This window comes from Shinella sp. BE166 (assembly GCF_051201095.1).
GTDB lineage: Bacteria > Pseudomonadota > Alphaproteobacteria > Rhizobiales > Rhizobiaceae > Shinella > Shinella lacus.
Map to the genome: position 1 here is coordinate 129,118 of NZ_JBPEHL010000005.1, position 21,798 is coordinate 150,915.

At 63.8% G+C, this 21,798-nt stretch carries 21 protein-coding genes and 1 tRNA gene; 13 read left to right on the forward strand and 9 right to left on the reverse strand.

The window, feature by feature from the left end; genetic code table 11:
* The gene (locus tag J2Y63_RS14640; RefSeq protein ID WP_435266688.1) at window positions 1–1,035 is read right to left on the reverse strand and encodes a proline racemase family protein; all 1,035 of its coding nucleotides are present in this window, start codon (window positions 1,033–1,035) and stop codon (window positions 1–3) included.
* A gap of 134 nt (window positions 1,036–1,169) precedes the next feature.
* Here J2Y63_RS14640 and spdA point away from each other — a divergent pair, with 134 nt between their 5' ends.
* Both spdA and J2Y63_RS14650 read left to right on the forward strand, forming a co-directional pair.
* Window positions 1,170–1,976, forward strand: a complete 807-nt coding sequence (spdA, locus tag J2Y63_RS14645) for a 2', 3'cyclic nucleotide phosphodiesterase SpdA (RefSeq protein ID WP_435266689.1) — start codon at window positions 1,170–1,172, stop codon at window positions 1,974–1,976.
* 125 nt (window positions 1,977–2,101) lie between these two features.
* Window positions 2,102–2,737: a DUF1236 domain-containing protein gene (locus J2Y63_RS14650; protein WP_435266690.1), complete on the forward strand. Its 636-nt coding sequence runs from the start codon at window positions 2,102–2,104 to the stop codon at window positions 2,735–2,737.
* A gap of 59 nt (window positions 2,738–2,796) precedes the next feature.
* Here the strand turns inward: J2Y63_RS14650 and J2Y63_RS14655 are convergent, their stop codons facing one another.
* On the reverse strand, window positions 2,797–4,044 hold the full coding sequence (locus J2Y63_RS14655) for an alpha/beta hydrolase (protein WP_435266691.1): 1,248 nt from the start codon (window positions 4,042–4,044) through the stop codon (window positions 2,797–2,799).
* Between the two features lie 193 nt (window positions 4,045–4,237).
* Window positions 4,238–4,930 carry a FadR/GntR family transcriptional regulator gene (locus J2Y63_RS14660; protein ID WP_435266940.1) on the reverse strand — a complete coding sequence of 231 codons (693 nt, stop codon included), beginning with the start codon at window positions 4,928–4,930 and terminating at the stop codon, window positions 4,238–4,240.
* A 235-nt stretch (window positions 4,931–5,165) separates the two neighbouring features.
* Here J2Y63_RS14660 and J2Y63_RS14665 point away from each other — a divergent pair, with 235 nt between their 5' ends.
* Window positions 5,166–5,897 carry an FkbM family methyltransferase gene (locus J2Y63_RS14665; protein WP_256118022.1) on the forward strand — a complete coding sequence of 244 codons (732 nt, stop codon included), beginning with the start codon at window positions 5,166–5,168 and terminating at the stop codon, window positions 5,895–5,897.
* Between the two features lie 167 nt (window positions 5,898–6,064).
* On the opposite strand, the gene J2Y63_RS14670 is transcribed toward J2Y63_RS14665, so the two are convergent.
* From J2Y63_RS14670 to J2Y63_RS14680, 3 genes are all read right to left on the reverse strand, one after another.
* A tRNA-Arg gene (locus J2Y63_RS14670) sits at window positions 6,065–6,141 on the reverse strand.
* 135 nt (window positions 6,142–6,276) lie between these two features.
* Window positions 6,277–7,746, reverse strand: coding sequence for a sensor histidine kinase (locus J2Y63_RS14675; protein ID WP_435266692.1), 1,470 nt, complete (start codon window positions 7,744–7,746; stop codon window positions 6,277–6,279).
* Window positions 7,747–7,952: 206 nt separating this feature from the next.
* The gene (locus J2Y63_RS14680) at window positions 7,953–9,959 is read right to left on the reverse strand and encodes a methyl-accepting chemotaxis protein (RefSeq protein WP_435266693.1); all 2,007 of its coding nucleotides are present in this window, start codon (window positions 9,957–9,959) and stop codon (window positions 7,953–7,955) included.
* A gap of 426 nt (window positions 9,960–10,385) precedes the next feature.
* Here J2Y63_RS14680 and rpmH point away from each other — a divergent pair, with 426 nt between their 5' ends.
* The 5 genes from rpmH to yihA all read left to right on the forward strand — a co-directional run bounded on the left by rpmH (window position 10,386) and on the right by yihA (window position 14,548).
* Window positions 10,386–10,523: a 50S ribosomal protein L34 gene (rpmH, locus tag J2Y63_RS14685; protein ID WP_083242913.1), complete on the forward strand. Its 138-nt coding sequence runs from the start codon at window positions 10,386–10,388 to the stop codon at window positions 10,521–10,523.
* A gap of 33 nt (window positions 10,524–10,556) precedes the next feature.
* Window positions 10,557–10,949, forward strand: a complete 393-nt coding sequence (gene rnpA, locus J2Y63_RS14690; protein ID WP_435266694.1) for a ribonuclease P protein component — start codon at window positions 10,557–10,559, stop codon at window positions 10,947–10,949.
* A complete protein-coding gene (yidC, locus tag J2Y63_RS14695) occupies window positions 10,949–12,766 on the forward strand; it encodes a membrane protein insertase YidC (protein WP_435266695.1) in 1,818 nt (605 codons plus the stop codon). Before rnpA ends, yidC begins: the two co-directional genes overlap by 1 nt.
* A 165-nt stretch (window positions 12,767–12,931) precedes the next feature.
* Window positions 12,932–13,843, forward strand: a complete 912-nt coding sequence (locus J2Y63_RS14700; protein ID WP_435266696.1) for a DMT family transporter — start codon at window positions 12,932–12,934, stop codon at window positions 13,841–13,843.
* Window positions 13,844–13,894: 51 nt separating this feature from the next.
* Entirely contained in the window at window positions 13,895–14,548 is a 654-nt protein-coding gene (yihA, locus tag J2Y63_RS14705; protein WP_435266697.1) for a ribosome biogenesis GTP-binding protein YihA/YsxC, read from the forward strand.
* 2 nt (window positions 14,549–14,550) lie between these two features.
* On the opposite strand, the gene J2Y63_RS14710 is transcribed toward yihA, so the two are convergent.
* Complete coding sequence (locus tag J2Y63_RS14710) at window positions 14,551–15,285, reverse strand: anti-sigma factor (protein ID WP_256118035.1); 735 nt, start codon at window positions 15,283–15,285, stop codon at window positions 14,551–14,553.
* Window positions 15,286–15,551: 266 nt separating this feature from the next.
* On the opposite strand from J2Y63_RS14710, the gene argB reads away from it, so the two are divergent.
* On the forward strand, window positions 15,552–16,439 hold the full coding sequence (gene argB, locus J2Y63_RS14715; protein WP_256118036.1) for an acetylglutamate kinase: 888 nt from the start codon (window positions 15,552–15,554) through the stop codon (window positions 16,437–16,439).
* Between the two features lies 1 nt (window position 16,440).
* Here the strand turns inward: argB and J2Y63_RS14720 are convergent, their stop codons facing one another.
* On the reverse strand, window positions 16,441–17,343 hold the full coding sequence (locus J2Y63_RS14720) for a DMT family transporter (protein ID WP_435266698.1): 903 nt from the start codon (window positions 17,341–17,343) through the stop codon (window positions 16,441–16,443).
* A gap of 102 nt (window positions 17,344–17,445) precedes the next feature.
* Between J2Y63_RS14720 and J2Y63_RS14725 the strand changes: the two genes are divergently transcribed.
* On the forward strand, window positions 17,446–18,141 hold the full coding sequence (locus tag J2Y63_RS14725) for a pyrimidine 5'-nucleotidase (protein ID WP_435266699.1): 696 nt from the start codon (window positions 17,446–17,448) through the stop codon (window positions 18,139–18,141).
* 186 nt (window positions 18,142–18,327) lie between these two features.
* Entirely contained in the window at window positions 18,328–19,278 is a 951-nt protein-coding gene (locus J2Y63_RS14730; protein WP_435266700.1) for an EF-hand domain-containing protein, read from the forward strand.
* Between the two features lie 186 nt (window positions 19,279–19,464).
* On the opposite strand, the gene J2Y63_RS14735 is transcribed toward J2Y63_RS14730, so the two are convergent.
* On the reverse strand, window positions 19,465–20,364 hold the full coding sequence (locus tag J2Y63_RS14735) for an LOG family protein (protein WP_435266701.1): 900 nt from the start codon (window positions 20,362–20,364) through the stop codon (window positions 19,465–19,467).
* A gap of 175 nt (window positions 20,365–20,539) precedes the next feature.
* Here J2Y63_RS14735 and dapD point away from each other — a divergent pair, with 175 nt between their 5' ends.
* Both dapD and J2Y63_RS14745 read left to right on the forward strand, forming a co-directional pair.
* On the forward strand, window positions 20,540–21,397 hold the full coding sequence (dapD, locus tag J2Y63_RS14740) for a 2,3,4,5-tetrahydropyridine-2,6-dicarboxylate N-succinyltransferase (RefSeq protein WP_435266702.1): 858 nt from the start codon (window positions 20,540–20,542) through the stop codon (window positions 21,395–21,397).
* Window positions 21,398–21,400: 3 nt separating this feature from the next.
* Complete coding sequence (locus J2Y63_RS14745) at window positions 21,401–21,787, forward strand: DUF805 domain-containing protein (RefSeq protein WP_256118043.1); 387 nt, start codon at window positions 21,401–21,403, stop codon at window positions 21,785–21,787.
* Window positions 21,788–21,798 lie beyond the last annotated feature (11 nt).

Genomic DNA, 21,798 nt, shown 5'->3' on the forward strand with positions numbered 1-21,798 from the left:
TCAGCCGATCTCGCCCGCCTGCGGCCCCCAGGTGTCCGTCATCGCAAAACCGTTGGCGAGCGGGTCGGTCGGGTCGAGCGCGATCTGGTGCAGGCCGAAGGTCCAGCCGCGGCCGGTGATGGTGGGGATGATCGCCTTGCGGCCGGCAACCTCGGTTTCGGCCGCAAGCCCCACCTCGAATTCGGACCCGATGATCGAGCGCGAGCGGAACGTATCGCCCACTTTCGCAAGGCCACGGGCGTGCAGCGTGGCGAGGTTGGCGGAATTGCCGGTGCCGCAGGGCGAGCGGTCGACGCGGCCCGGCCACATCGTCGTGGCGGTGCGCACCAGGCCGTCCGGGTCGCGATCGCGGAACATCACATAGGCGATGCCGCTGATTTCCGGGATTTCCGGATGCACGACCTTCATCGATTTGTTGATCAGATCCTTCAGCGCCATGCCGGCATCGACGAGCGCGCGGGCATTGGCCTTCTCGATCTTCGTGCCGATCTGGTCGACATCGACCAGCGCATAGAAAATGCCGCCATAGGAAATGTCGAAGCGAACGCGGCCCCAGTGCGGCGTGTCGATCTCGACGTCCAGCGCCTCGACGAAGGAGGGCACCATGGTGAGCTTGACCTTCTCGCAGCGCCCGTCGCGGCAGGTCGCCGTCGCCTTGACGAGGCCGGCGGCGGTATCGAGGATCACCACCGTCTCCGGCTCCTTCATCTCGACGATGCCGGATTCGAGAAGCGCCGTGGTGACGCAGATGGAGTTGGAGCCGGACGAGGCGTGCGCCTGGTCCGCCTGCAGGATGATGAAGCCGGCATCGGCCTCCGGGCGCTTGGCCGGCACCAGCAGGTTGACCGAGCCGGTCGCCGCCGCCCGCGGCTCCAGGCAGAGGAAGCGGCGCAGGCTGTCATCGACCGTGTTGATATGGTTGAGCTGCTCGGCGATCGTGTTGCCAGGGATTTTCGGCACGCCGCCGATCGCCACCTTGCCGATCTCGCCTTCGCAATGAACGTCCAGCAACTGGATCGTGCGCTTCCATCTCATGTCGTCTCGCTCCGTCTTTGCCGGCCCGCCGGCGCTGTCGACTCTCTGATATATCAGATCGTCATCTGTTCCAACTGCTTTTCATGCGACAGCATTGCGCGCTACGAAATAGCGCCCGCAACGAGATCCTTTTCATGACCAAGCTCATTGTTTTCACCGACCTGCACATGGTGCCCGAGGGCACGACGATCATTGGCCTCGATCCTTACCAGCGGCTGCTCGCCGGCATCGAGCATGTCAACCGATACCATGCCGATGCCCACCGGGTCATCTTCACCGGCGACCTGACGCACCGCGCCGATACGATGTCCTACGAGCGGTTGCGCGAACTCATCTCCCTGCTCGTGCCGCCCGCCGCCATCACCATCGGCAACCATGATTATCGCGAGCGTTTCCTGGAAACCTTCACCTATGTGACGCCGGACGAAAACGGCTTCGTGCAGCAGGCGATCGACTTTGCCGATTGCCGCGTCGTGCTGCTCGACACGCTGTTCGCGCCGCCTTACGACTACCCCATGAGCCATGCCGGTTATCTCTGCGAGACGCGCCTCGCCTGGCTCGACCGCACGCTTTCCAGCGCTAACGGCCGACCGGTGCTCATCTTCATGCACCACCCGCCGCACAAGACGGGTTTTACCGGCATGGACGCGATCCGGCTCGGCAACGAGGACGCCTTCTACGAGCTCGTGCTGAAACACGGCAATGTCCGCCACATCTTCGCCGGCCATGTGCACCGCACGATCGGCGGCTCGCATCGCGGCATTCCCTTCTCGATCTTCAAGAGCCCGGTGCACCAGCAGCCGATGCCCTTCGACGCGCCGAACGCCTCGCTCTCGGTGGACGAGCCGGCCGCCTATGGCATCGTCGTGGTGACGGAAGAGGGGTTGCAGGTGCACCACGAGGATTACGAGATCGCGCGGCGCGATTCCGAGATTGCCTGAGGGCGCCGGTTAACGCGCGTTACACAATGTGAGACGCCCCGGCGCGGCCCTTGCGGAACCGCGCAGGGCCTATGCCGTTCTCTCCGCCGAAGGGGTGGGAAACCCAACTTTCGAAGGAGAAAGACATGCGCAAGATTCTCATGGCCGGTGCCGCCCTGGCACTCATCGGCGCCACGGTCGCCCATGCGGACGACGGCGACAAGGAAGTTCTCGGCGGTGCTGCCGGTGGCGCTGCGGGTGCTGCCGTCGGTGCCGTCGTCGGCGGCCCGGTCGGCGCCATCGTCGGCGGTGTGGCTGGCGTGGCGATCGGCGCGGAAGCCGCCGTTCCGGACGATGCCCGCGTCTATGTGATGGAAAACCCGACGCCGCCGGTGGTGCTGGAAGGCCAGGTCACCGCCGATACGCGTTTCGACGACACCGTGACGCTGACGCCGATCCCCGATCACCCGGACCTCGCCTATGTCTATGTCGACAACCGCCCGGTGATCGTGCGCACGGACAGCCGCCAGGTCGTCTACGCGCCTGAGGTCGAGACGACGGCGAGCATTTCGAGCGACATTCCGGAAGCGACCATCACCTATGTCGAGCGCCATCCACTCGATCCCGTCCTGCTGGAAGGCCCGGTCGAGGCCGGCGTCGTGATCCCTGAAACCGTGCAGATCGTCGAAGTGCCGGAAAACCCGAACTACGGCTACATCTATGTCGACGAGCGCCCTGTTCTCGTCGACCGCGGCACCCGCGAGGTCATCTGGGTCCGCTGATCCTTGCGGGATGAGTGGAGGGCGGCCCTTGCGGGGGCCGCCTTTTCCATGCGCGCTATTTATTGGCCCGTAGCGGTGACCGCCGTGTTTTCCACCGAGCTGCCGAAGCGCAGCCATTGGTCGTTGTAATTCTTGCGCGTCACCGGATCGAAGACGGCGATCGGCGTCGAGACCGCGATGCTGGCCGCACTGCCGACCGTCTGCGCCGTTCCGAGCGCCACGGCGCCCAGCCGGTCGCCGATGCCGACCTCGGAATCCGTGACGGTCTGGCCGGCGATCAGGCGATTGCCGATGAGCTGCACGACCTCCGGGCTTTCTGCAAACTTGCCGTGGTTCAGACTGTCGCCGGATTTCAACGCCGTCAGGTCGAGCACCGTGATGCCCTGCTTTTCCAGCATGGAGCGATAGGGCTCCTTCGACGGATCGATCTGGCCGAGCCGGTCGACATTGCCGGAAATGCGGCGCGACAGCGTCAGCGCCCGGTCGTCCTGCGAGACGAACAGTGTGAAGTTCGGCCGGTCGTTGCCGATCGCACGCAGCTGCTGGCCGAAGACGTCGACGTCGAGATCGGGTGACGCAAGGATGACCTGCTGGATCTTCTTCGGCACGCGCCCGTCGCGGATCGCCATCTGGCGCAGCGTCTCCACCGCAAGCCAAGTGCCCATGGAATGAGCCATGATCGTGATTTCACCCACCTGGGGCGAGTTCACGGCGGCACGCAGCAACTCCTCCAAAGCATCGCGCGAATAGTTGGTGCTTTCCTTGTCGTAGGAATAATCGAAGATGCTGGCGCGCGACGGCCAGGTGAAGATGATCGGTGCCGCATCGGTCTTCGAATCGTGCACGATCTGCGCGAAACGGTAAACGGCATCCTCATAACGATTGTTGAAGCCGTGCACGAAGATGAGCACGCGCCGGCTCTTCGGCAGGTTCGCACCGAGCCAGGCCTTGCCGGCCTTGGCGCTGTCGATCGGCGTCACGCTGACGGTGGTAAAATCCTTCAGTGGATCGGCGGGCAGTTTTTCCGGCCATTGCACCTGGCCGACCTTGCGCTTGTCATCCGCCGGAATGGAGACCGTGATCTCGCGCATCTGGAGATCGGAGCCGCGCTCACCGGAAAACAGCACGCCCGGCTGTTTCGACGGCGCGCGTGTGGTGGCGACGAGCAGGTCGACCTTCGAGACCCCCGCCGGCGGCTCGCCGCCCGGCAGCAGCACGCCTTCCGGCCGGCCGGCACAACCCGCCAACGCCAGCAGCCCGGCAATGATTACGCGACGCAATACGCGCGGCCTTTCGCGGTTCGTCATGCCCCGCTTCCTTCCGCTTTCCAGGTTTCGCCTGTGCGGCCTCAACCATTCGCCCCTGCTTAGCGGAGCGGCGGGCGGTTTTGAAGCGAAGCGATGCGGCGGCGGCCTTGCGGGCGGCATGAGCACGACAGGCCGTGGCATATCGGTCACGGCCGGCGACCTTTTCAGGCCTCTGGCGCCCCCAAAGCCCCCATCATCGGCCCCGGCCGACGCGGATGACGTTTTCCATGGCGCGCCGCGCACCGTCCTCGTCGCGACGGCGGATTTCCTCGACGATGCGCATGTGGCTGGCCGCGACATCGCCGATCTTGCCGCGATCGGCGGCCGGTGAGCTCAGCTTGAAGACGCCGGCCAGCGCCGCCTCGATAAGGCTGCCGATGGTGCGCATGAACGGATTGCGCGAGGCCTCCATGACGGCGAGATGGAAGCGCAGGTCGGCGAGCGCCAGGGTTTCCGGCGTGTGATCCGGATCGCCCATGGCGACGGCGAGCAGCATCATCTGATTGATATCCGCTTCCACCGCATGGCGGGCGGCAAGGGCGGCGGCATGCGGCTCGAAACCAAGGCGAATGTCGTTCAGGTGGATGAGGAAACCGTCATCGACGCCGACGGCGAAATGCCAGGTGAGGATGTCGCCGTCGAACAGGTTCCACTCGGCCTTCGGCATCACCCGCGTGCCGATGCGCGCCCGCGGCACGATGAGCCCCTTGGCGGCCAGCGTCTTCATCGCTTCGCGGAGCACCGTACGCGACACGCCGAAGCGCGCCTCCAGCTCCGCATCACCCGGCAGCGTCGCCCCGACCGCGAATTCGCCGGAAACGATCGCCTTGCCGAGCGCATCGACGACCTGCGAATGGCTGGAATGCGCCGCCGCACCGTTCATCATGGTTTCGAGCAGGCCCTTTTTGCGCACAGGTCCGCCCTCTTCGATGAAGGAAACTCCTCAGCAGTCCGCGTAAAACATCATATTATATTACTATCGTAAACCGCCAAATTCGCCCCCGTCCGCTTTCCGCCCTTGCGACAGACAAGCCTCAGGTAAGTCGGCGCCCGTAAGGAGGAGTGAAAGATTGCCGTCGCCTTGAGCGCAACGGGAACTCGCCAGGACAAAGGAACCATGCATGCTCAAGACCGTACGGCACGTCTTCCAGAACCCGTTCATCGCCAACGAATGCAATACGTTCGGCATCAATCCCGCACCGATTCCGACGAACATCTACGAGACCTACGGGCAATGTAACGAGGACTTCATCGTCGAATCGGTTCTGCGCGCGCAGATGCGCCGGGCCGGCCGGTCGATGGACTCGATCCGCTACATCGAAATCGGCGCCAACCACCCGTTCCAGACGAGCGCGACCTACCTACTCTACAAGCTCTACGGCGCCACGGGCGTGCTGGTGGAGGCGATCCCGTCGCTCGCCGAAACGCTGCAAAAGGCGCGCCCCAACGACACCGTTGTGAACTGCGCCATCAGCGTCTCGCACGAAAAAACGATCAAGCTGCACATCCACGAAAAGAACGAGCTGTCCTCCATTTCGACGGACCACATCTCGATGTTCCAGAATTTCGGCGGCACCGACAATATCGTCGAGTCGATCGAATGCGAGAACATGCACATCAACGACTTCCTGAAGAAGCACTACGGCACCCATTGCGACTATCTCTCGGTGGATGTGGAGGGCCTCGACGCCGCCGTGCTATCGGAAATGGACCACGTCTTCCAGCCCACCATCATCCAGTGCGAACACGAGGGCCGCTTCGAGGAATTCGTGCAGATCCTCAAGCCCCGCGGCTACGGCTTCCTCGCCCACACGGACGTGAACTCGATCTTCATCAAGACCACGGTGATCTGACACTCAACGCGACCAGCAATCGCGAGCGAGAACTGAGAAGGGTCCGGATTTCGGGCCCTTTTTCTTTTCTGCGTGACGTGGAGGCGCTGGCCAATATCAACATCGCGGGCATTCGGTGATTGTGGTGGGAAGGATCTAAGACCGGATTGTCCGATCTGGAAAAGAAATGGCGCACCCGAAGAGATTCGAACTCCTGACCCCCAGATTCGTAGTCTGGTGCTCTATCCAGCTGAGCTACGGGTGCGCTGGCAACAAGGCGTCTACTGCCCGGCTGCGAGGCGGTTCCTAAAGGGATCGCCGGCTTATTGCAAGCGGATTTCTGAGAAAAGATGTACTTTTTTCATCGTGCCGTCACATGCCGCCCGCAACGCCCGGGGGATCAGGCCCGGTGGCGGAAGGCGTCGAGGGGGACGGGGCGGTCGGGCAGCTCGATGCGGAACAGCGTGCCGGGCGTCGCCTTTTCCACAAGCGCGATCGTGCCGCCGTGGGCGAGCACCAGCTCGCGGGCGATCGCAAGGCCAAGGCCGGTGCCGCCCGAGCGCACGGAGCCGCGGAAGGCGGCGAAGAGGTTGTCGCGCGCCTTCGCGGGCATGCCGGGGCCGTTGTCGTCGATGGCGATCGACACCACGCTGCCGGTGCGAAGCCCCGTGACGAGCACGGTGCGGCGGTCGGCGGCGGTATCCTGCGCCAGAGCCTCCACCGCGTTGCGGCAGAGATTGTGGATGACGCGGAAGAGCTGCTCGCTATCGGCATCGACCTGCAGGCCGGGCTCGACCTGGAGCACGAATTCGATGTCGCCGCGCGCATCGATCGCCAGCACCTCGGAGACCTCCTGTACCAGCGGGCGCAGCGCTACGAAGCGGCGGCGCGGCTCCGGCTCGCGCATGCGGCCGTAGGAGAGCACCTCGTTCGTGTAACCCACCGCCCGGTCGATGCTGCGCAAGAGTTTTGGCGCGACGCGCTTAACCACCGGGTCGTCGACATCCGACAGGCGGTCGGACATCAGCTGGGCGGAGGACAGGATGTTGCGCATGTCGTGGTTGATCTTCGACACGGCGAGGCCGAGGTCGGCGAGGTTCTTCTGTTCCTTCAGCGTGCGTTGCAGCGTCTGCTGCATGGCCGCGAGGTGAATACCGGCCACCGCGATCTCGTCGCGCCCGCCGGAGGGTTTCAGCACACGGGCGGGGTTGGAAGGATCGGCAGCGAATTCCTGGATGTTCGCCGTCATGCGACGCATCGGGCGGATCAGCAGGCGGTTGAGCGCGAAGAAGATCGGGCTGGCGGTGACCAGCGAGATGATCATCGACAGGATGAAGACGTTGCGTGCATAGCCGAGCATGGCGCGGCGCAGCGCGCGTTCGTCGAGCAAGAGTTCGATGCGCGTGCTCGATTCGCCGACGGGGCCGTAGAAGCGGATGACGCGGTCGCCGCCGAAGATCAGCGTGTCGAAGGCGTCGTAGACGGCCGTCAGCGTCGAGACGTCGGAGAGGTCGTATTCCGCATCGATGCTCGGCGGCATCTCGACGGCGGCGACCATGCGCGAGGCGTCCTGCTTCTTCAGGATGATTGCCTTGGCGCCGGTCGCCATCAGCGTCTCCTGCTGCACGGCGCGCGGCAGTTCCTGGTCCGGCAGGCCTTCGATGACGACGCTGGCGGCTGCCGCCGTGTTCAGCCGGTCGCGCAGCCATTGCAGGCGCATATTGGCGACCGAGGGCACGAAGATCAGCACTTCGGCGATCATGACGAAGACGGCGGTCAGGAGGAGCAGCCTGCCCGAAAGCCCGGACAGGAAGCCGACCGCCGGCACCGGCGTCTCGGTCAAGGACGGCGTCCCGTCTCTGTCCACCATGACTCAACTCCTGGACACGCCGCAGAACGGCAAACGGCGTCGCCATCCGAGGATCGACGACGCATTTTCGGCATCAGCCAATAGCCAATCATAGGAGATTACGGCAATTTTTCCAACGCCGTTGCAGGCCGCAACAAAAAGCGCGGCGATCCAACGACCGCCGCGCCTGCGGTTCTACGGATCCCGCCAGGGAATCCGGCTATCGATCAGAATTCTTCCCAGTTCTCCTGGGCGACGGCCGCCGTTGCGGTGGCGCGGCTGCCGCCGAAGGCGCGGGTGACATTGCCGATCATGCGGCGGGCCGGTGATTCGACCGGGCGGGTATCGGCCCGGACCGGCGCCATGCGCTGCACGGTGTCGCCGGTGCGGAAGCGCCCCATGAGATCGGCCAGGCTATCGGCCTCGCTCTTCAGCTTGTGCGTGGCGGCGGAGGTTTCCTCCACCATCGCTGCATTGTGCTGGGTGACCTGGTCCATCTGGTTGATGGCGGTGCTGATTTCCTGCAGGCCCGTCGCCTGTTCGCGGGCGGCGGTGGCGATGGCGTGGATGCGGTCGTTGATGGTGACGACGCGGTTTTCGATGTCCGAAAGCGCCAAACCGGTTTCCTGCACATATTTCACGCCGACGGCCACTTCGCTGCCGGACTTGGTGATGAGACCCTTGATGTCCTTCGCCGCACTTGCGGCGCGCTGCGCCAGTTCGCGCACTTCCTGCGCGACGACGGCAAAGCCCTTGCCGGCCTCACCCGCGCGGGCTGCCTCGACGCCGGCGTTGAGCGCCAGCAGGTTGGTCTGGAAGGCGATCTCGTCGATGACCGAAATGATCTGGCTGATTTCGTTCGAGGCCTGCTCGATGCGGCTCATCGCGCCGATGGCGTTGCGCACGATATCTCCGGATTGCTTGGCGCTCTGCGTCGCCTCGCCGACCATGCTGGTCGCCTCGTTCGCCCGCTCCGTCGAATTCTTGACGGCGGCGGTGATCTCTTCCAGCGCGGCGGAGGTTTCTTCCAGGGCTGCGGCCTGCTGCTCGGTGCGCTTGGAGAGGTCGTCGGAAGCGGTGCGCAACTCGCCGGAATTGGCGTTGATCGCATCCGTCGAGGCGCGCACCTCGCGCATGGTGCGCTGGAGGGTGGCGAAGGTGGCGTTGACGTTCTGCTGCAACTCGGCGAAGGCGCCGCGGAACGAACCGTCCATGGTCTGCGTCAGGTCGCCTTCGGCCAGCGCGCCGATGACGCGGCGGGTTTCGGCAATGCCCTCCTCGACGCCGGCGACGAGCTCGTTGACGCTGCGGGCGAAGCGGTTGAGGTCTTCGTTCTGGTAGTCCTTGCCGATGCGCGAGGAGAAGTCGCCGGCGGCGGCGGCATGCACGACGGTGGCGATGGACGACTGGAGGTCGGCGCTCTTTTCGCGCAACACCTGTTCCTGGGCGTTGAGGTCGCGCACGGTGATAGCGTTCTGGCGGAAGATCGCGACGGCGCCGGCCATTTCGCCGATCTCGTCCTTGCGGCCGGCATAGGGCACTTCCGTGTCCAGGTCGCCGCCGGCAAGACGGTTCATCGTGTGTGTGACGTTCTGGATCGGGCGGCTCAGCTCGTTGGTCGCGATGTAGAAGGCCGCGCCGCCGCCGATGAGCAGGCCGGCGCCGACCGTGCCGAGCACCAGCGTCAGCATGAGGGTCTCGAAGGCGGCGATATCGGCCTTGATCGCGGTCAGGTTCTCGTTGTCCGTCTGGACGACGGCGTCGATTTCCTTCTGGAAGGCCTTGCGGTTGGCGCGGTTGAGCTCGTTGTTGCCCTGCTCGTTGGCAGCGGCGATCGAGACCGTCGTGCCGAGGCGGGCGGTTTCCGTGCGGAAGGTGCGGAATTCGGCGGAGCGCGCCACGACGGCGTCGAAGGCGGGCTTCTGCTCGGCGGGCACGATCGGCTGCCACTCCTTCAGCGTCTCGTCGATGCCGTTCAGTTCCTTGGCGATGCCTTCGGCGAATTTCTGCGCGCCTTCCATATCCTTGGAGGCGTAGATGCCGCGGGCTTCCATCACCACGGCAGTGACCTGGCGGTTCAGGTGCTCGCCGAGGAAGGCGCGGTCGGCGGCGTTCTCATACTGGTGGAGCTTCTCGCTGAATTCCGAGACCACATGCACGGCGATACCGCCGATGCAGACGGAGATGAGGCCCATCACGCCCACGATGAGGTAAATCTTGCCGCGTATCTTCACGTCGAACTCCAAAAGGCACGGATACAGGATCGACAAAACGGCACGCCCGTTCTGTCCGTGGATATGAACGGTAAACGCTAAAGGTTAATTAGATTTTGAGGGAACCCGCTCAAACAGGAGGCGAGTGAATTTCCGCTAATATTCTGAAGTACGGAATTCCTCAAGAAAATCAGGCGATTTTCCTTACGTAAGGTGAGGCAAACATGACGATCTGCACGTTGCGCTCAACCGCAGGTGGCTGGCGTTTTAACGATTGTGACAGTTAAGGCCGTGGTCCGCCGGCAATTGACTTTCCACCGGCTTTGCCCTTATAAGCCGCGCACGTCTGGAAACTGCCTTCCCGCGAGGGCCGGGCTGTGCCGGACTTTGAACGCTGCTTGCGTTAACGCAAACCCAAGAAGGGCCGCACACCGCGGTATTAAATAAATGACCAAGCGTACCTACCAACCCTCCAAGCTTGTTCGCAAGCGTCGTCACGGCTTCCGTGCCCGCATGGCTACCAAGGGCGGCCGCAAGGTTCTGTCCGCACGCCGTGCACGCGGCCGCGCAAGCCTCTCGGCCTAAGGCCGTGAATGCCCGGAACCGAGGCGACGGGCAATGACGAAAACTGTTAGACAATCTGCTGTCGGACGGCTGAAAAGCCGTCCGCAGTTTCTTTTTGTGCGCGAGGGAGAGAAGCGCAGGGGATCGCTGTTCCTTCTCGAAGTGCGCGACCGGCAGATGCCGGACGAACAGCCCCGCGTCGGCTTTACCGTTACCAAGAAACACGGCAATGCCGTGGAACGCAATCGCATGCGGCGGCGCCTGAAAGAGGCGGTGCGGCTATCCGCCGGGTTTGCAATGGAGCCCGGACACGACTATGTGGTTGTCGCCAGACGGGACGTGTTGCACGCGCCGTTCAAAACCCTTGTGGCCGGTCTCAAGGAGAGGATCGCGACAAGGCAGAAACAGAAGCAGCAGCAGCGCCCTGCTGCTCCCGGGAAAGAGTGATGGAAAACAACCGCAATTATTTCGTGGCGATCGCGCTGTCCGTGCTGATCCTCGTTGCCTGGCAGTTCCTCTATGTGAACCCGAAGCTTGAAAAGGACCGCGCCGCGCTCGAAGCGCAGCAGGCCCAGAGCGGGCAGACGACCACCGCCGGCGGCACGACCACGACGGGTACGGGCACGGCGACCGGAACGGGCACGGCGACGAGCGGCGCGCTGCCGGGCGGTGCCGCGACGGCCACCACGACCGAGACGCGCGAGGCAGCCCTTGCCAAGTCCGCCCGCGTCGAGATCGACACGCCTTCGCTTTCCGGCTCCATCGCGCTCACCGGTTCCCGCTTCGACGACTTGAAGCTCAAGGGCTTCCACCAGACTGTCGACAAGTCGAGCCCGATCATCACCCTGCTCAGCCCGGCCGAAGCCGAACACGGCTACTTTGCCGAAATCGGCTATGTCGGCAGCGAAACGACCGGCCAGGTTCCCGGCCCGCAGACGGTCTGGACGCAGGACGGCACCGGCAAGCTGACGCAGACCACCCCGGTCAAGCTCACCTATACCAACGACAAGAACATCACCTTCACCCGCACGATCTCGGTCGACGAACATTACATGTTCACGATCGCCGACAGCATCGAGAACCGCACGGAAGCGGCGATCGCGCTGTCGCCCTACGGCCGCTCGACGCGCTTCTTCAAGCCGACCGAACCCTCCGTCTACGTGCTGCACGAAGGCTTCATCGGCGTGCTCGGCAATCTCGGCCTGCATGAGGTGAAGTACACCACGACCGAGGAAGACACGACGGTAGCACCCGGCAAGGCGACCGGCGGTTGGCTCGGCATCACCGACAAATATTGGGCGACGGCCATCGTGCCGCCGCAGGCGACCCCCTACGAGACGCGCTTCTCCTACTTCAAGGACGGCCGCCCACGCTACCAGGCGGATTACCGCCAGGACGACATTTCCATTGCGCCCGGCCAGACGATCGAGGTGAAGAACCTGTTCTTCGGCGGCGCAAAGGAAGTGCCGATCATCGACCAGTACGAGACCTCCTATTCCATTCCGCAATTCGACCTGATGATCGACTGGGGCTGGTTCTGGTTCTTCACCAAGCCGATGTTCCAGCTGATGGACTTCTTCTTCCGCTACTTCGGCAATTTCGGCATCGCGATCCTGATCACCACGATCGTCGTCAAGGGCCTGTTCTTCCCGCTTGCCAACAAGCAGTACGCTTCCATGGCGAACATGAAGAAGATGCAGCCGAAGATGGAGGAGCTGAAGGCCAAGCACGGCGACGACCGCATGGCGCTGCAGCAGGCGACGATGCAGCTCTACAAGGAAGAGAAGATCAATCCGCTTGCGGGCTGCTGGCCGATCCTCCTGCAGATCCCGGTCTTCTTCGCGCTCTACAAGGTCATCTACGTCACGATCGAGATGCGGCATGCGCCGTTCTTCGGCTGGATCCAGGATCTTTCCGCGCCCGATCCGACGTCGCTGTTCAACCTGTTCGGCCTGCTGCCCTACGACGTGCCGCACTTCCTGATGATCGGCGTCTGGCCCATCATCATGGGCATCACGATGTTCCTGCAGATGCGCATGAACCCGACGCCGCCGGATCCGACCCAAGCGATGATCTTCACCTGGATGCCGCTGATCTTCACCTTCATGCTGGCGACCTTCCCGGCCGGCCTCGTGATCTACTGGGCCTGGAACAACACGCTTTCGATCATCCAGCAGGCGATCATCATGAAGCGCCAGGGCGTGAAGATCGAGCTCTTCGACAATCTCAAGGGATTGTTCGGGAAAAAAGCCGGATCACCCTGACGGCCCTTCCGACGTAACATCAGAAACCCCGGCCTCGCTCCGGGGTTTTCTTTTGCCGTTTTTTTATGCACGGCCCGCTTGCGACATCGCCTCGTCGCTGGCATGGAAGCGCCGCAGGCGCGGCTTCTGGCATGCTTGCGACAATCCCGAACCTGCGAGCGCCCCATGTCCGCCTCATCGCTTCCGCTCACCCCCACCGTTCCGGACAGCCGGGGGCAGGGGTATGGCGCCGCCCTGGTGCTCGGCTCCGCCGTCGTGTGGAGTTTCGGCGGCACGCTGGCGCGGTTTCTCACCATCGAGGACGGCTGGATCGTCGTCTTCTGGCGTTCGCTCTTCGCCGCCCTCTTCCTGCTCGGCTTCATGCTGGTGCGCGACGGGCCGCGCGGCACGGTGCAGCTCTTCAAGGGCATGGGCCTTGCCGGCGTCGCCGTCGGCGTCTGTTTCGCCGTCGCCTCCACCGCTTTCATCCTGGCGCTCGCCTATACGACGGTCGCAAACGTCGTGCTGATCCAGGCCGGCGTGCCGCTGATCGCGGCGCTGATGGCCTGGCTGCTCTTTCGTGAGCGGATCGCCCTCCACACCTGGATCGCGATTGCGGCCGTGATCGGCGGCGTCGCCATCATGGTCTCGGAATCGCTCGGCGGCAGTGTGTCGATGATGGGCGACGCGCTCGCCATCCTCATCGCCTTCGCCTTTGCCACGGCGACCATCATCACCCGCCGCTTCGCCCATGTGCGCATGACGCCCGCCGTCTTCCTCGGCACGGTCATCGCCTGCCTGACGGCGGCAAGCCAGGCCTCCGGCTTTGCCGTAACAGCAAGCGAGCTCGGCATCCTCATCGTCTTCGGCGCGCTCAATTTCGGCCTCGGTCTCGCGCTCTTCGTCACCGGCGCGCGCCTCATCCCGTCCGCCCTTGCGGCCCTGCTGGGCACGGCGGAGACCGTGCTGGGGCCTCTCTGGGTGGCCGTCATCCACGGCGAGATCCCTGGTCTGAGGACCGTCATCGGCGGCGTGATCGTGCTTGCGGCGCTGCTGTGTTATCTCGGCGTGGAACTCTGGCGCCAGCGCCGCGCTTGACTTTCGCGGCCAAAACCCGGAAGCGGGGGGCTGACAACAAAGGCGAGATTTATGACCGAGACGACATCCCCGGACGACAAGCCGCTGTTCGGCAGGCCGTGGATCTTCATCCGCGGCGTGCCGGCCATGAAGTTCCTGCCGCCGGAAGGCCCAGCCGAGGTCGCCTTTGCCGGGCGGTCGAATGTCGGGAAATCGTCGCTGATCAACGCGCTCGTCGGCCACAAGGGCCTGGCGCGCACCTCGAACACGCCCGGCCGTACGCAGGAACTCAACTATTTCGTCCCGGATGGCTTTTCGGGTGCGGAAGGCGACCTGCCGCCGATGGCGCTCGTCGACATGCCCGGCTACGGCTATGCGCAGGCGCCGAAGGAACAGGTCGACAACTGGACAAAGCTCGTCTTCGATTACCTGCGCGGACGCTCGACGCTGAAGCGCGTCTATGTGCTGATCGACAGCCGCCACGGCGTCAAGCCGAACGACGAGGAGGTCTTCGCGCTGCTCGACAAGGCCGCCGTCTCCTACCAGCTCGTGCTGACCAAGACCGACAAGACCAAGGATGTCGGCGTGCCGCGCCTCGTCGAGGAAACGCTGCTGAAGATCAAGAAGCGCCCGGCCGCCTATCCAGAGGTGCTGGCCACCTCATCAGAAAAGGGCCGCGGGCTCGATAGCCTGCGCAGCGCCATCATCACCGCCATCCAGCGCTAAGCTCAATCAAAACGAGCTGCACCAGAAGCAATAACCGGGCCGGTAACGCTGCCGGTCTGCGAGCCGCCGAAAGGTTCGACGCTGACGGCAAGCTGGGCGCCCTGCACGAGGCGGGTGCGCATCTCCGCCGGCACCGCGAGCTCGCCCTCGCCGGTCTGCGGCAGCACGCCGAGCGAGACCGGTGCCCTGCCCTCCTGCGTCAGCCAGAGTTCCAGCGACTTTTCCTTCTCCTTGCCGCCCGCGACGGGGGTGACGCGGATCGCGCCGCTCGTGTCGTCGTAGCGCGCCACCAGATTGACCGCGGCCCCCTCGCCCGTGAGATCCGCGACCAGCCGGCCGCCGCTCATCGGGCGCGGCGCCAGCAGCGCGCTCATCGAAAAGGCGAGCCCCGCGGTCACGGCGAAGGAGGCCAGGGCAAAGGCCCGCCAGAAGGCGAGCGAGCCCCAGCAGCCGCCGGCGACCTTGCCGGAAAACGCGGCATCGCGCATATCCGCGCCGAGCAGGCGCTGCTCCATCGGGGAGCGGGCGCGCGGCGGCAGGTGCAGCGCCTCGTAGTCATCGTTGAAGGTGGAGAGGTTTTCCTCCCAGCGGTTGACCATGGCGGCGAACTGGCGATCCTTCGCCAGCCGCGCCTCGACCTTGCGGCGGTCTTCGGCGGAAAGCACCCCGAGCACATATTCGCCGGCGATCACCTCGTCGCGGCGGGGGTCTCTCATGTCTTTGTCAGGCGCCGTCATCGGCTCGTGCACTCTCTCGATTTCGACCGGTTCAAGTCAGGCGCGGTCCTCGTCTTGCCTATATAAGCATGCAGGCGCGGTTTTGCTCATGAAACGAACGAGCAGCGCATCATATTCCCCATCGGCTTTCGTTGCCACCGATCCGGCATTGCGACGGGCCATCCATTCTTCTTTTTCTCCCCCTTGGCCGCAATGTGGCCGACGGATCATTCCATCGTCACAAAACATGCGTTAAACAGGCGCCCACCCATTCCCACGAGGCCGCCATGTCCCTATCCGAAAGCGAAACCCAAGCCCGCCTTCTCGCGCAAGCCCTGCCCTACATGCAGCGCTACGAGAACAAGACCATCGTGGTGAAATATGGCGGCCACGCCATGGGCAATGCGGAACTCGGCAAGGCTTTTGCGAGCGACGTGGCGCTGCTCAAGCAATCCGGCGTCAACCCGATCGTCGTGCATGGCGGCGGCCCGCAGATCGGCGCCATGCTGACCAAGATGGGCATCGAATCGAAATTCGAAGGGGGCCTGCGCGTCACCGACCAGAAGACAGTCGAGATCGTCGAGATGGTGCTCGCCGGTTCAATCAACAAGGAGATCGTGGCGCTCATCAACCAGACGGGCGAATGGGCGATCGGCCTTTGCGGCAAGGACGGCAACATGGTCTTCGCGGAGAAGGCCAAGAAGACCGTCATCGACCCGGACAGCAACATCGAGCGCATCCTCGATCTCGGCTTCGTCGGCGAAGTGGTGGAAGTCGACCGCACGCTGATCGACCTGCTCGCCAAATCCGAGATGATCCCGGTCATCGCTCCGGTCGCCCCCGGCCGTGACGGCCACACCTACAATATCAACGCCGATACCTTTGCGGGTGCCATTGCCGGCGCGCTGAACGCCACGCGCCTGCTGTTCCTCACCGATGTGCCGGGCGTGCTCGACAAAAACGGCCAGCTCATCAAGGAGCTTTCGGTCGCCCAGGCCCGCGAACTCATCAAGGACGGCACGATTTCCGGCGGCATGATCCCCAAGGTCGAGACCTGCATCGACGCCATCAAGGCAGGCGTTCAGGGCGTCGTCATCCTCAACGGCAAGACCGCCCATTCCGTGCTGCTCGAAATCTTCACCGAACACGGCGCCGGCACGCTGATCGTGCCCTGATCTACCAGAATAAGAGCCCGAGGATGCCGCAGACGATCAGCAGGCATCCCACCACTTCCGTGCGGTTCACCCGCTCGTGGAAGAGGAAATACGAGGCCATGAAGGTGAAGACCAGCTCGATCTGGCCGAGTGCCCGCACATAGGCGACCTGCTGGAGGCTCATCGCGGTGAACCAGCAGGCCGAACCCAGCACGCCGGCAATGCCGACCAGTGCCGACGAGCGCCAGCTTCTCAAGACCTGAACGATCTCGTTCTTGTCCTTCCACAACATCCAGACCAGCATGAAGGCGGTCTGGAAGGTCGTGACGCAGGCGAGCGTGACGGCGGCGTTCATGATCGGGCCGGGGCCATCCAGCGACAGGGACGCGCTGCGGTAAGCGACCGCCGAGACGCCGAAGACGGCGCCGGAGGCGATGCCGATCAGCGCGGTGCGGCTGCTCAGCGCCGCGAATGTATTGCGCCAGGAGAGCGGCGCGCGGGCGACCGAGATCAGCATCACGCCGATAACGCCGACCACGATGGCGATGACGGCGCCGAAAGTGATGCGCTCGCCGAGCAGCACGAAGCCGAAGATTGCCGCCTGCACCGGTTCCGTCTTGGAATAGGCCGTGCCGACGGCGAAATTCCGGAGCGAGAACAGGTAGACCAGCAGCATGGTGGCGAAGATCTGCGCGAGGCCGCCGATCACCGCCCAGAATGCGAAGGTCCAGTTGAGCACCGGGAAGGCGAAACCGACGATCCAGTGCAGCACCACCACATAGAGAATCGCCAGCGGAAAGCCGTAGCCGAAGCGCACGAAGCTCGCGCCGCGCGTACCGAGCTTGCCCTGAAGGTGCTTTTGCAGGGCCGAGCGCAGGTTTTGCAGGAAGGCGGCGGCGATGGTGATGGGGATCCAGAGTTCCATGTCCTGCCGCTAGCATGCGGGCCGGGCCAAATCCATCGCCAGCGCCGTCCGCCACGGAAAATTCCGTTTCCCTCGGCGGTGGCCCGTGTCATAAGACGGCCCATGACCGACCTTCCGAGCAAAGCCGACTTCGCCCATGTGCGTGACTGGGTCTTCGACCTGGACAACACGCTCTATCCGCATCACGTCGATCTCTTCGCCCAGATCGACAAGAACATGACGGCTTACGTCTCGGCGCTGCTCGGGCTTTCGCGCGAAGACGCGCGGGCCTTGCAGAAGCAATATTATTTCGAGCATGGCACGACGCTGCAGGGCCTGATGCTGCATCATGGCGTCGACCCGACGGACTTCCTCGAAAAGGCGCATGCCATCAACTATGAGGTCCTGGCGCCGGACGTCGACCTCGGCGAGGCGATCAAGTCCCTGCCGGGCCGCAAGTTCATCTTCACCAATGGCAGCGTGAAACATGCCGAGATGGCGGCGCGCGCGCTCGGCATCTTCGACCATTTCGACGACGTCTTCGATATCGTGGCGGCGGAATATGTGCCGAAGCCGGCGGGTGCGACCTATGACAAGTTCATGGCGCTGCACCGGGTGGACACGAACCATGCCGTGATGTTCGAGGACCTGCCGCGCAACCTGCTCGTGCCCAAGACGCTCGGCATGAAGACCGTGCTTTTGACCCCGCGCGACGAGCATCATGAATTCGCCGATGCCTGGGAAAAGCGCTCCGACGCGGACCAGCACATCGACTACATAACCTCGGACCTGACGGGTTTCCTCAAGGCGCTGCTCTAAATTTTTTGCCGCATTATCCGACGCCGAAGCGATGCCGCTTCGGCTGGAAATGCTCTAGACCGCCACATTCCGGACACGGAAAAAACCCTTATTCGTCAAAAGGTTGAATTACCAATTTGTAACTGGCGCAAGCCGGCGTTCTCCCTATCCTGCCATCAGGGACAAGATGGATAAAAGGAAACGACCATGGCTAGAAAAGAACTTCTTCTTAGCGCCGTTGCCGCCGGCTTTCTTCTTTCGGGCCTCACCGCCCCCGCTTTTGCCGCCAAGGGTGAAGGCAAGCATGGCCAGCGCGGCGCTGCCATGATCGAGCGCCTCGACGGCAACAAGGACGGCAAGGTCTCGCTCGACGAGTTCAAGACGAATGTTTCGGCGACCTTCAAGACCTTCGATGCCGACGGCAATGGCCAGGTGACGAAGGATGAGATCAAGGCCCGCCGCGATGCTTTCAAGCAGGCCCGCAAGGCCGTCCGCGATGCGGCCGATGCCGACAAGGACAAGGCGATCGAGGCGCTGCGCGCCGCAGGCCCCATCATGCTGCCGGGCGCCGGGCGCATGTTCGACCGGGCTGACACGAACAAGAACGGCACGCTCTCCGAGGCGGAGGTTCTTGCTTCCGCGCAAACCATCTTCGAACGCCGCGATCGCAACAAGGATGGCGCCCTCGATATGGCCGATGCCGGTCAGCAAAAGGGCAAGGGCCATCACGGCAAGAACCGCGAGGATCGCGCCGAACGCATGCTGAAGCGCCTCGACGCCAACAGCGACGGCAAGCTTTCGCAGGACGAGATGCTGACACGCGCCTCGCAGACCTTCGAGCGCTTCGACACGGACAAGAACGGCGAGGTGACGAAGGCCGAGGTCGATGCGAAGCGTGACGCCTTCCGCGATGCCCGCAAGGCATTCCGCGAGATCAAGATGACCGATGGCGAAGCCCGGCAGGAAGCCCGCAAGGCACTGCGCGACGCCCGCATGGACCGCATGGGCAGCCGCATGTTCGAGCGGGCCGATGCCGACAAGAACGGCACGCTGACCAAGGCGGAAATGGAAACCGCCGCGGTCACCATGTTCAAGCAGCGCGACGCCAACGGCGACGGTTTCATCACCGCCGACGAAATGGGCAGGCGCGGCAAATAATCAGCACGACCAACTCAAAACGCCCCGGTTGATTGCCGGGGCGTTTTTTTTGGAGGCCGTCCTCCCCACCACGTCATCCTCGGGCTTGACCCGAGGATCTATCGGCGTCTGCGGCGTGGATGCTCGGGTCAAGCCCGAGCATGACGGAGGAGAGGTGGCGGTCCGGCCAAGGCCGGTTCGTCTGTCTCAGCCGTGCGCCGCAGCGACGGCGACGCTTTCGGCTTCCAGCTTCTCGTAGAAATCCACGATGATGTTCCAGGCCTCGTCGGCCGTCTCGACGAACTGCATCAATTCGACATCCCCCGGCGCGATCGTGCCGAAGGCGGCGAGCGCGTCGAAATCGATGATCTTGTGCCAGAATTCCTTGCCGAACAGGATGAGCGGCACCAGCGCCATGCGCCCCGTCTGCATCAGCGTCACCGTCTCGAACAGCTCGTCCAGCGTGCCGAAGCCGCCGGGGAACACCGTAACCGCCTTGGCGCGCAGCAGGAAATGCATCTTGCGGATCGCGAAGTAGTGGAAGTTGAAGCTGAGCTCCGGCGTGACATAGGGGTTCGGCGCCTGCTCGTGCGGCAGCACGATGTTAAGGCCGATCGAGGGTGCGCCGACATCGGCCGCGCCCCTGTTGCCCGCCTCCATGACGCCCGGCCCGCCGCCGGTGACGACGACATATTCCTTGTAGTCCAGCTCGGCCGAGCGCTCGGAACACATGCGCGCGAATTTGCGGGCTTCCTCGTAGTAGACCGAGGCGGCTTCGAGATTGGCGCGCTGGGTCTCGTTGCGCGCCGCCCAGGCGTCCTGGCCGGGGGCGGGAATGCGCGCGCCGCCAAACATCACGACGGTCGACTTGATGCCGCGCTCGGCGAGCATCATCTCGACCTTGAGCAGTTCGAGCTGGAGGCGCACCGGGCGCAGCTCCTCGCGGCAGAGGAAATCGTCGTCGACATAGGCGAGGCGGTAAGCGGGGTTCGCCGATTGCGGCGTCTGCGGCACAACGGAGGCGCGGTGCTTGTCCTGCGCGCTGTCGGCCAACGGGTCCCAGACGCCGTCCTTGCGGCGCAGGTTCTTCTTCTTCAGTTTTGCCATGTCACTTTCCTGCTTTTCCGTCCTACGGGATTACCATTTCGCCCGTGCGACAGTATCTGCCGGAAAGGGGCTTCATCTTTCCCGGCACTTGCTCTAGAGCATTTTTTAGATTGATGAAATCAACCTTCCGGCATCCCGACCATCGAAAATAAGCGTCGAAGTTTAAGGAATTCCGATGAGCACGTCCAACCTGTCCGCCCTTTCCGCAACCATCGACCGCGCCTTCGAGGAACGGGACGGCATTTCCACCGGCACGCGCGGCGAAATCCGCGATGCGGTGGAGACCGCGCTGAACCTGCTCGACACCGGCAAGGTGCGCGTCGCCGAGCGTGGCGAGGATGGCAACTGGACGGTCAACCAGTGGCTCAAGAAGGCCGTGCTGCTCTCCTTCCGCCTCAACCCGATGGAGATCGTCAAGGGCGGCCCGGGCGAATCCTCCTGGTGGGACAAGGTGCCCTCCAAGTTCGACGGCTGGAGCGTCAACGAATTCGAGAAGGCCGGCTTCCGCGCCGTGCCGAACTGCGTCGTGCGCCGCTCGGCCTATATCGCGCCGAACGCCATCCTGATGCCCTCCTTCGTCAATCTCGGCGCCTATGTCGGCGAGGGCACGATGGTCGATACCTGGGCGACGGTCGGTTCCTGCGCGCAGATCGGCAAGCATGTGCACCTGTCCGGCGGCGTCGGCATCGGCGGCGTGCTGGAGCCGATGCAGGCCGGCCCGACCATCATCGAGGACAATTGCTTCATCGGCGCCCGCTCGGAAGTCGTCGAGGGCTGCATCGTGCGCGAAGGCTCCGTGCTCGGCATGGGCGTCTTCATCGGCAAGTCGACCAAGATCGTCGATCGCGCGACGGGCGACGTCAGCTACGGCGAAGTGCCGCCCTATTCCGTCGTCGTTGCGGGCTCCATGCCTTCGGATAAGACCATGCCGAACGGTCTGCCGGCCCCCGGCCTCTACTGCGCCGTCATCGTCAAGCGCGTCGATGCGCAGACCCGCTCGAAGACGGGCATCAACGAACTTCTGAGGGACTGAGCCATGGCAGCCGTCGAAGAGCAGAGGCCGAGCCTCGCCTGGCTCTTCTTCGGCTGGTCCGGCCGGGTGAGCCGGGCGCCCTTCGCGCTCGGCTGGGCCTTCTGGCTCATGCTGCTTTCGGCTTCGCTTGCCCGCATCATCATCGTGCCGAAGGAGGATCCGTCCTTCCTCCTTTGGTCCTTCGTCTTCATCGGCACGGCGATCGTCTCCACCGTTTCCTCCGTCCTGCTGACGGTCAAGCGGCTGCACGACATGAACCTGCCGGTGCCGCTGATCATCTGCCTGTTCATCCCCGCCATCTCCTTCTTCGCGCTCATCGCCTTCCTGGTCTGGCCCGGCACGAACGGGCCGAACGAATATGGCGACCAACCCAACCGCCCGAAGGACTGAGTGCGGCTCGT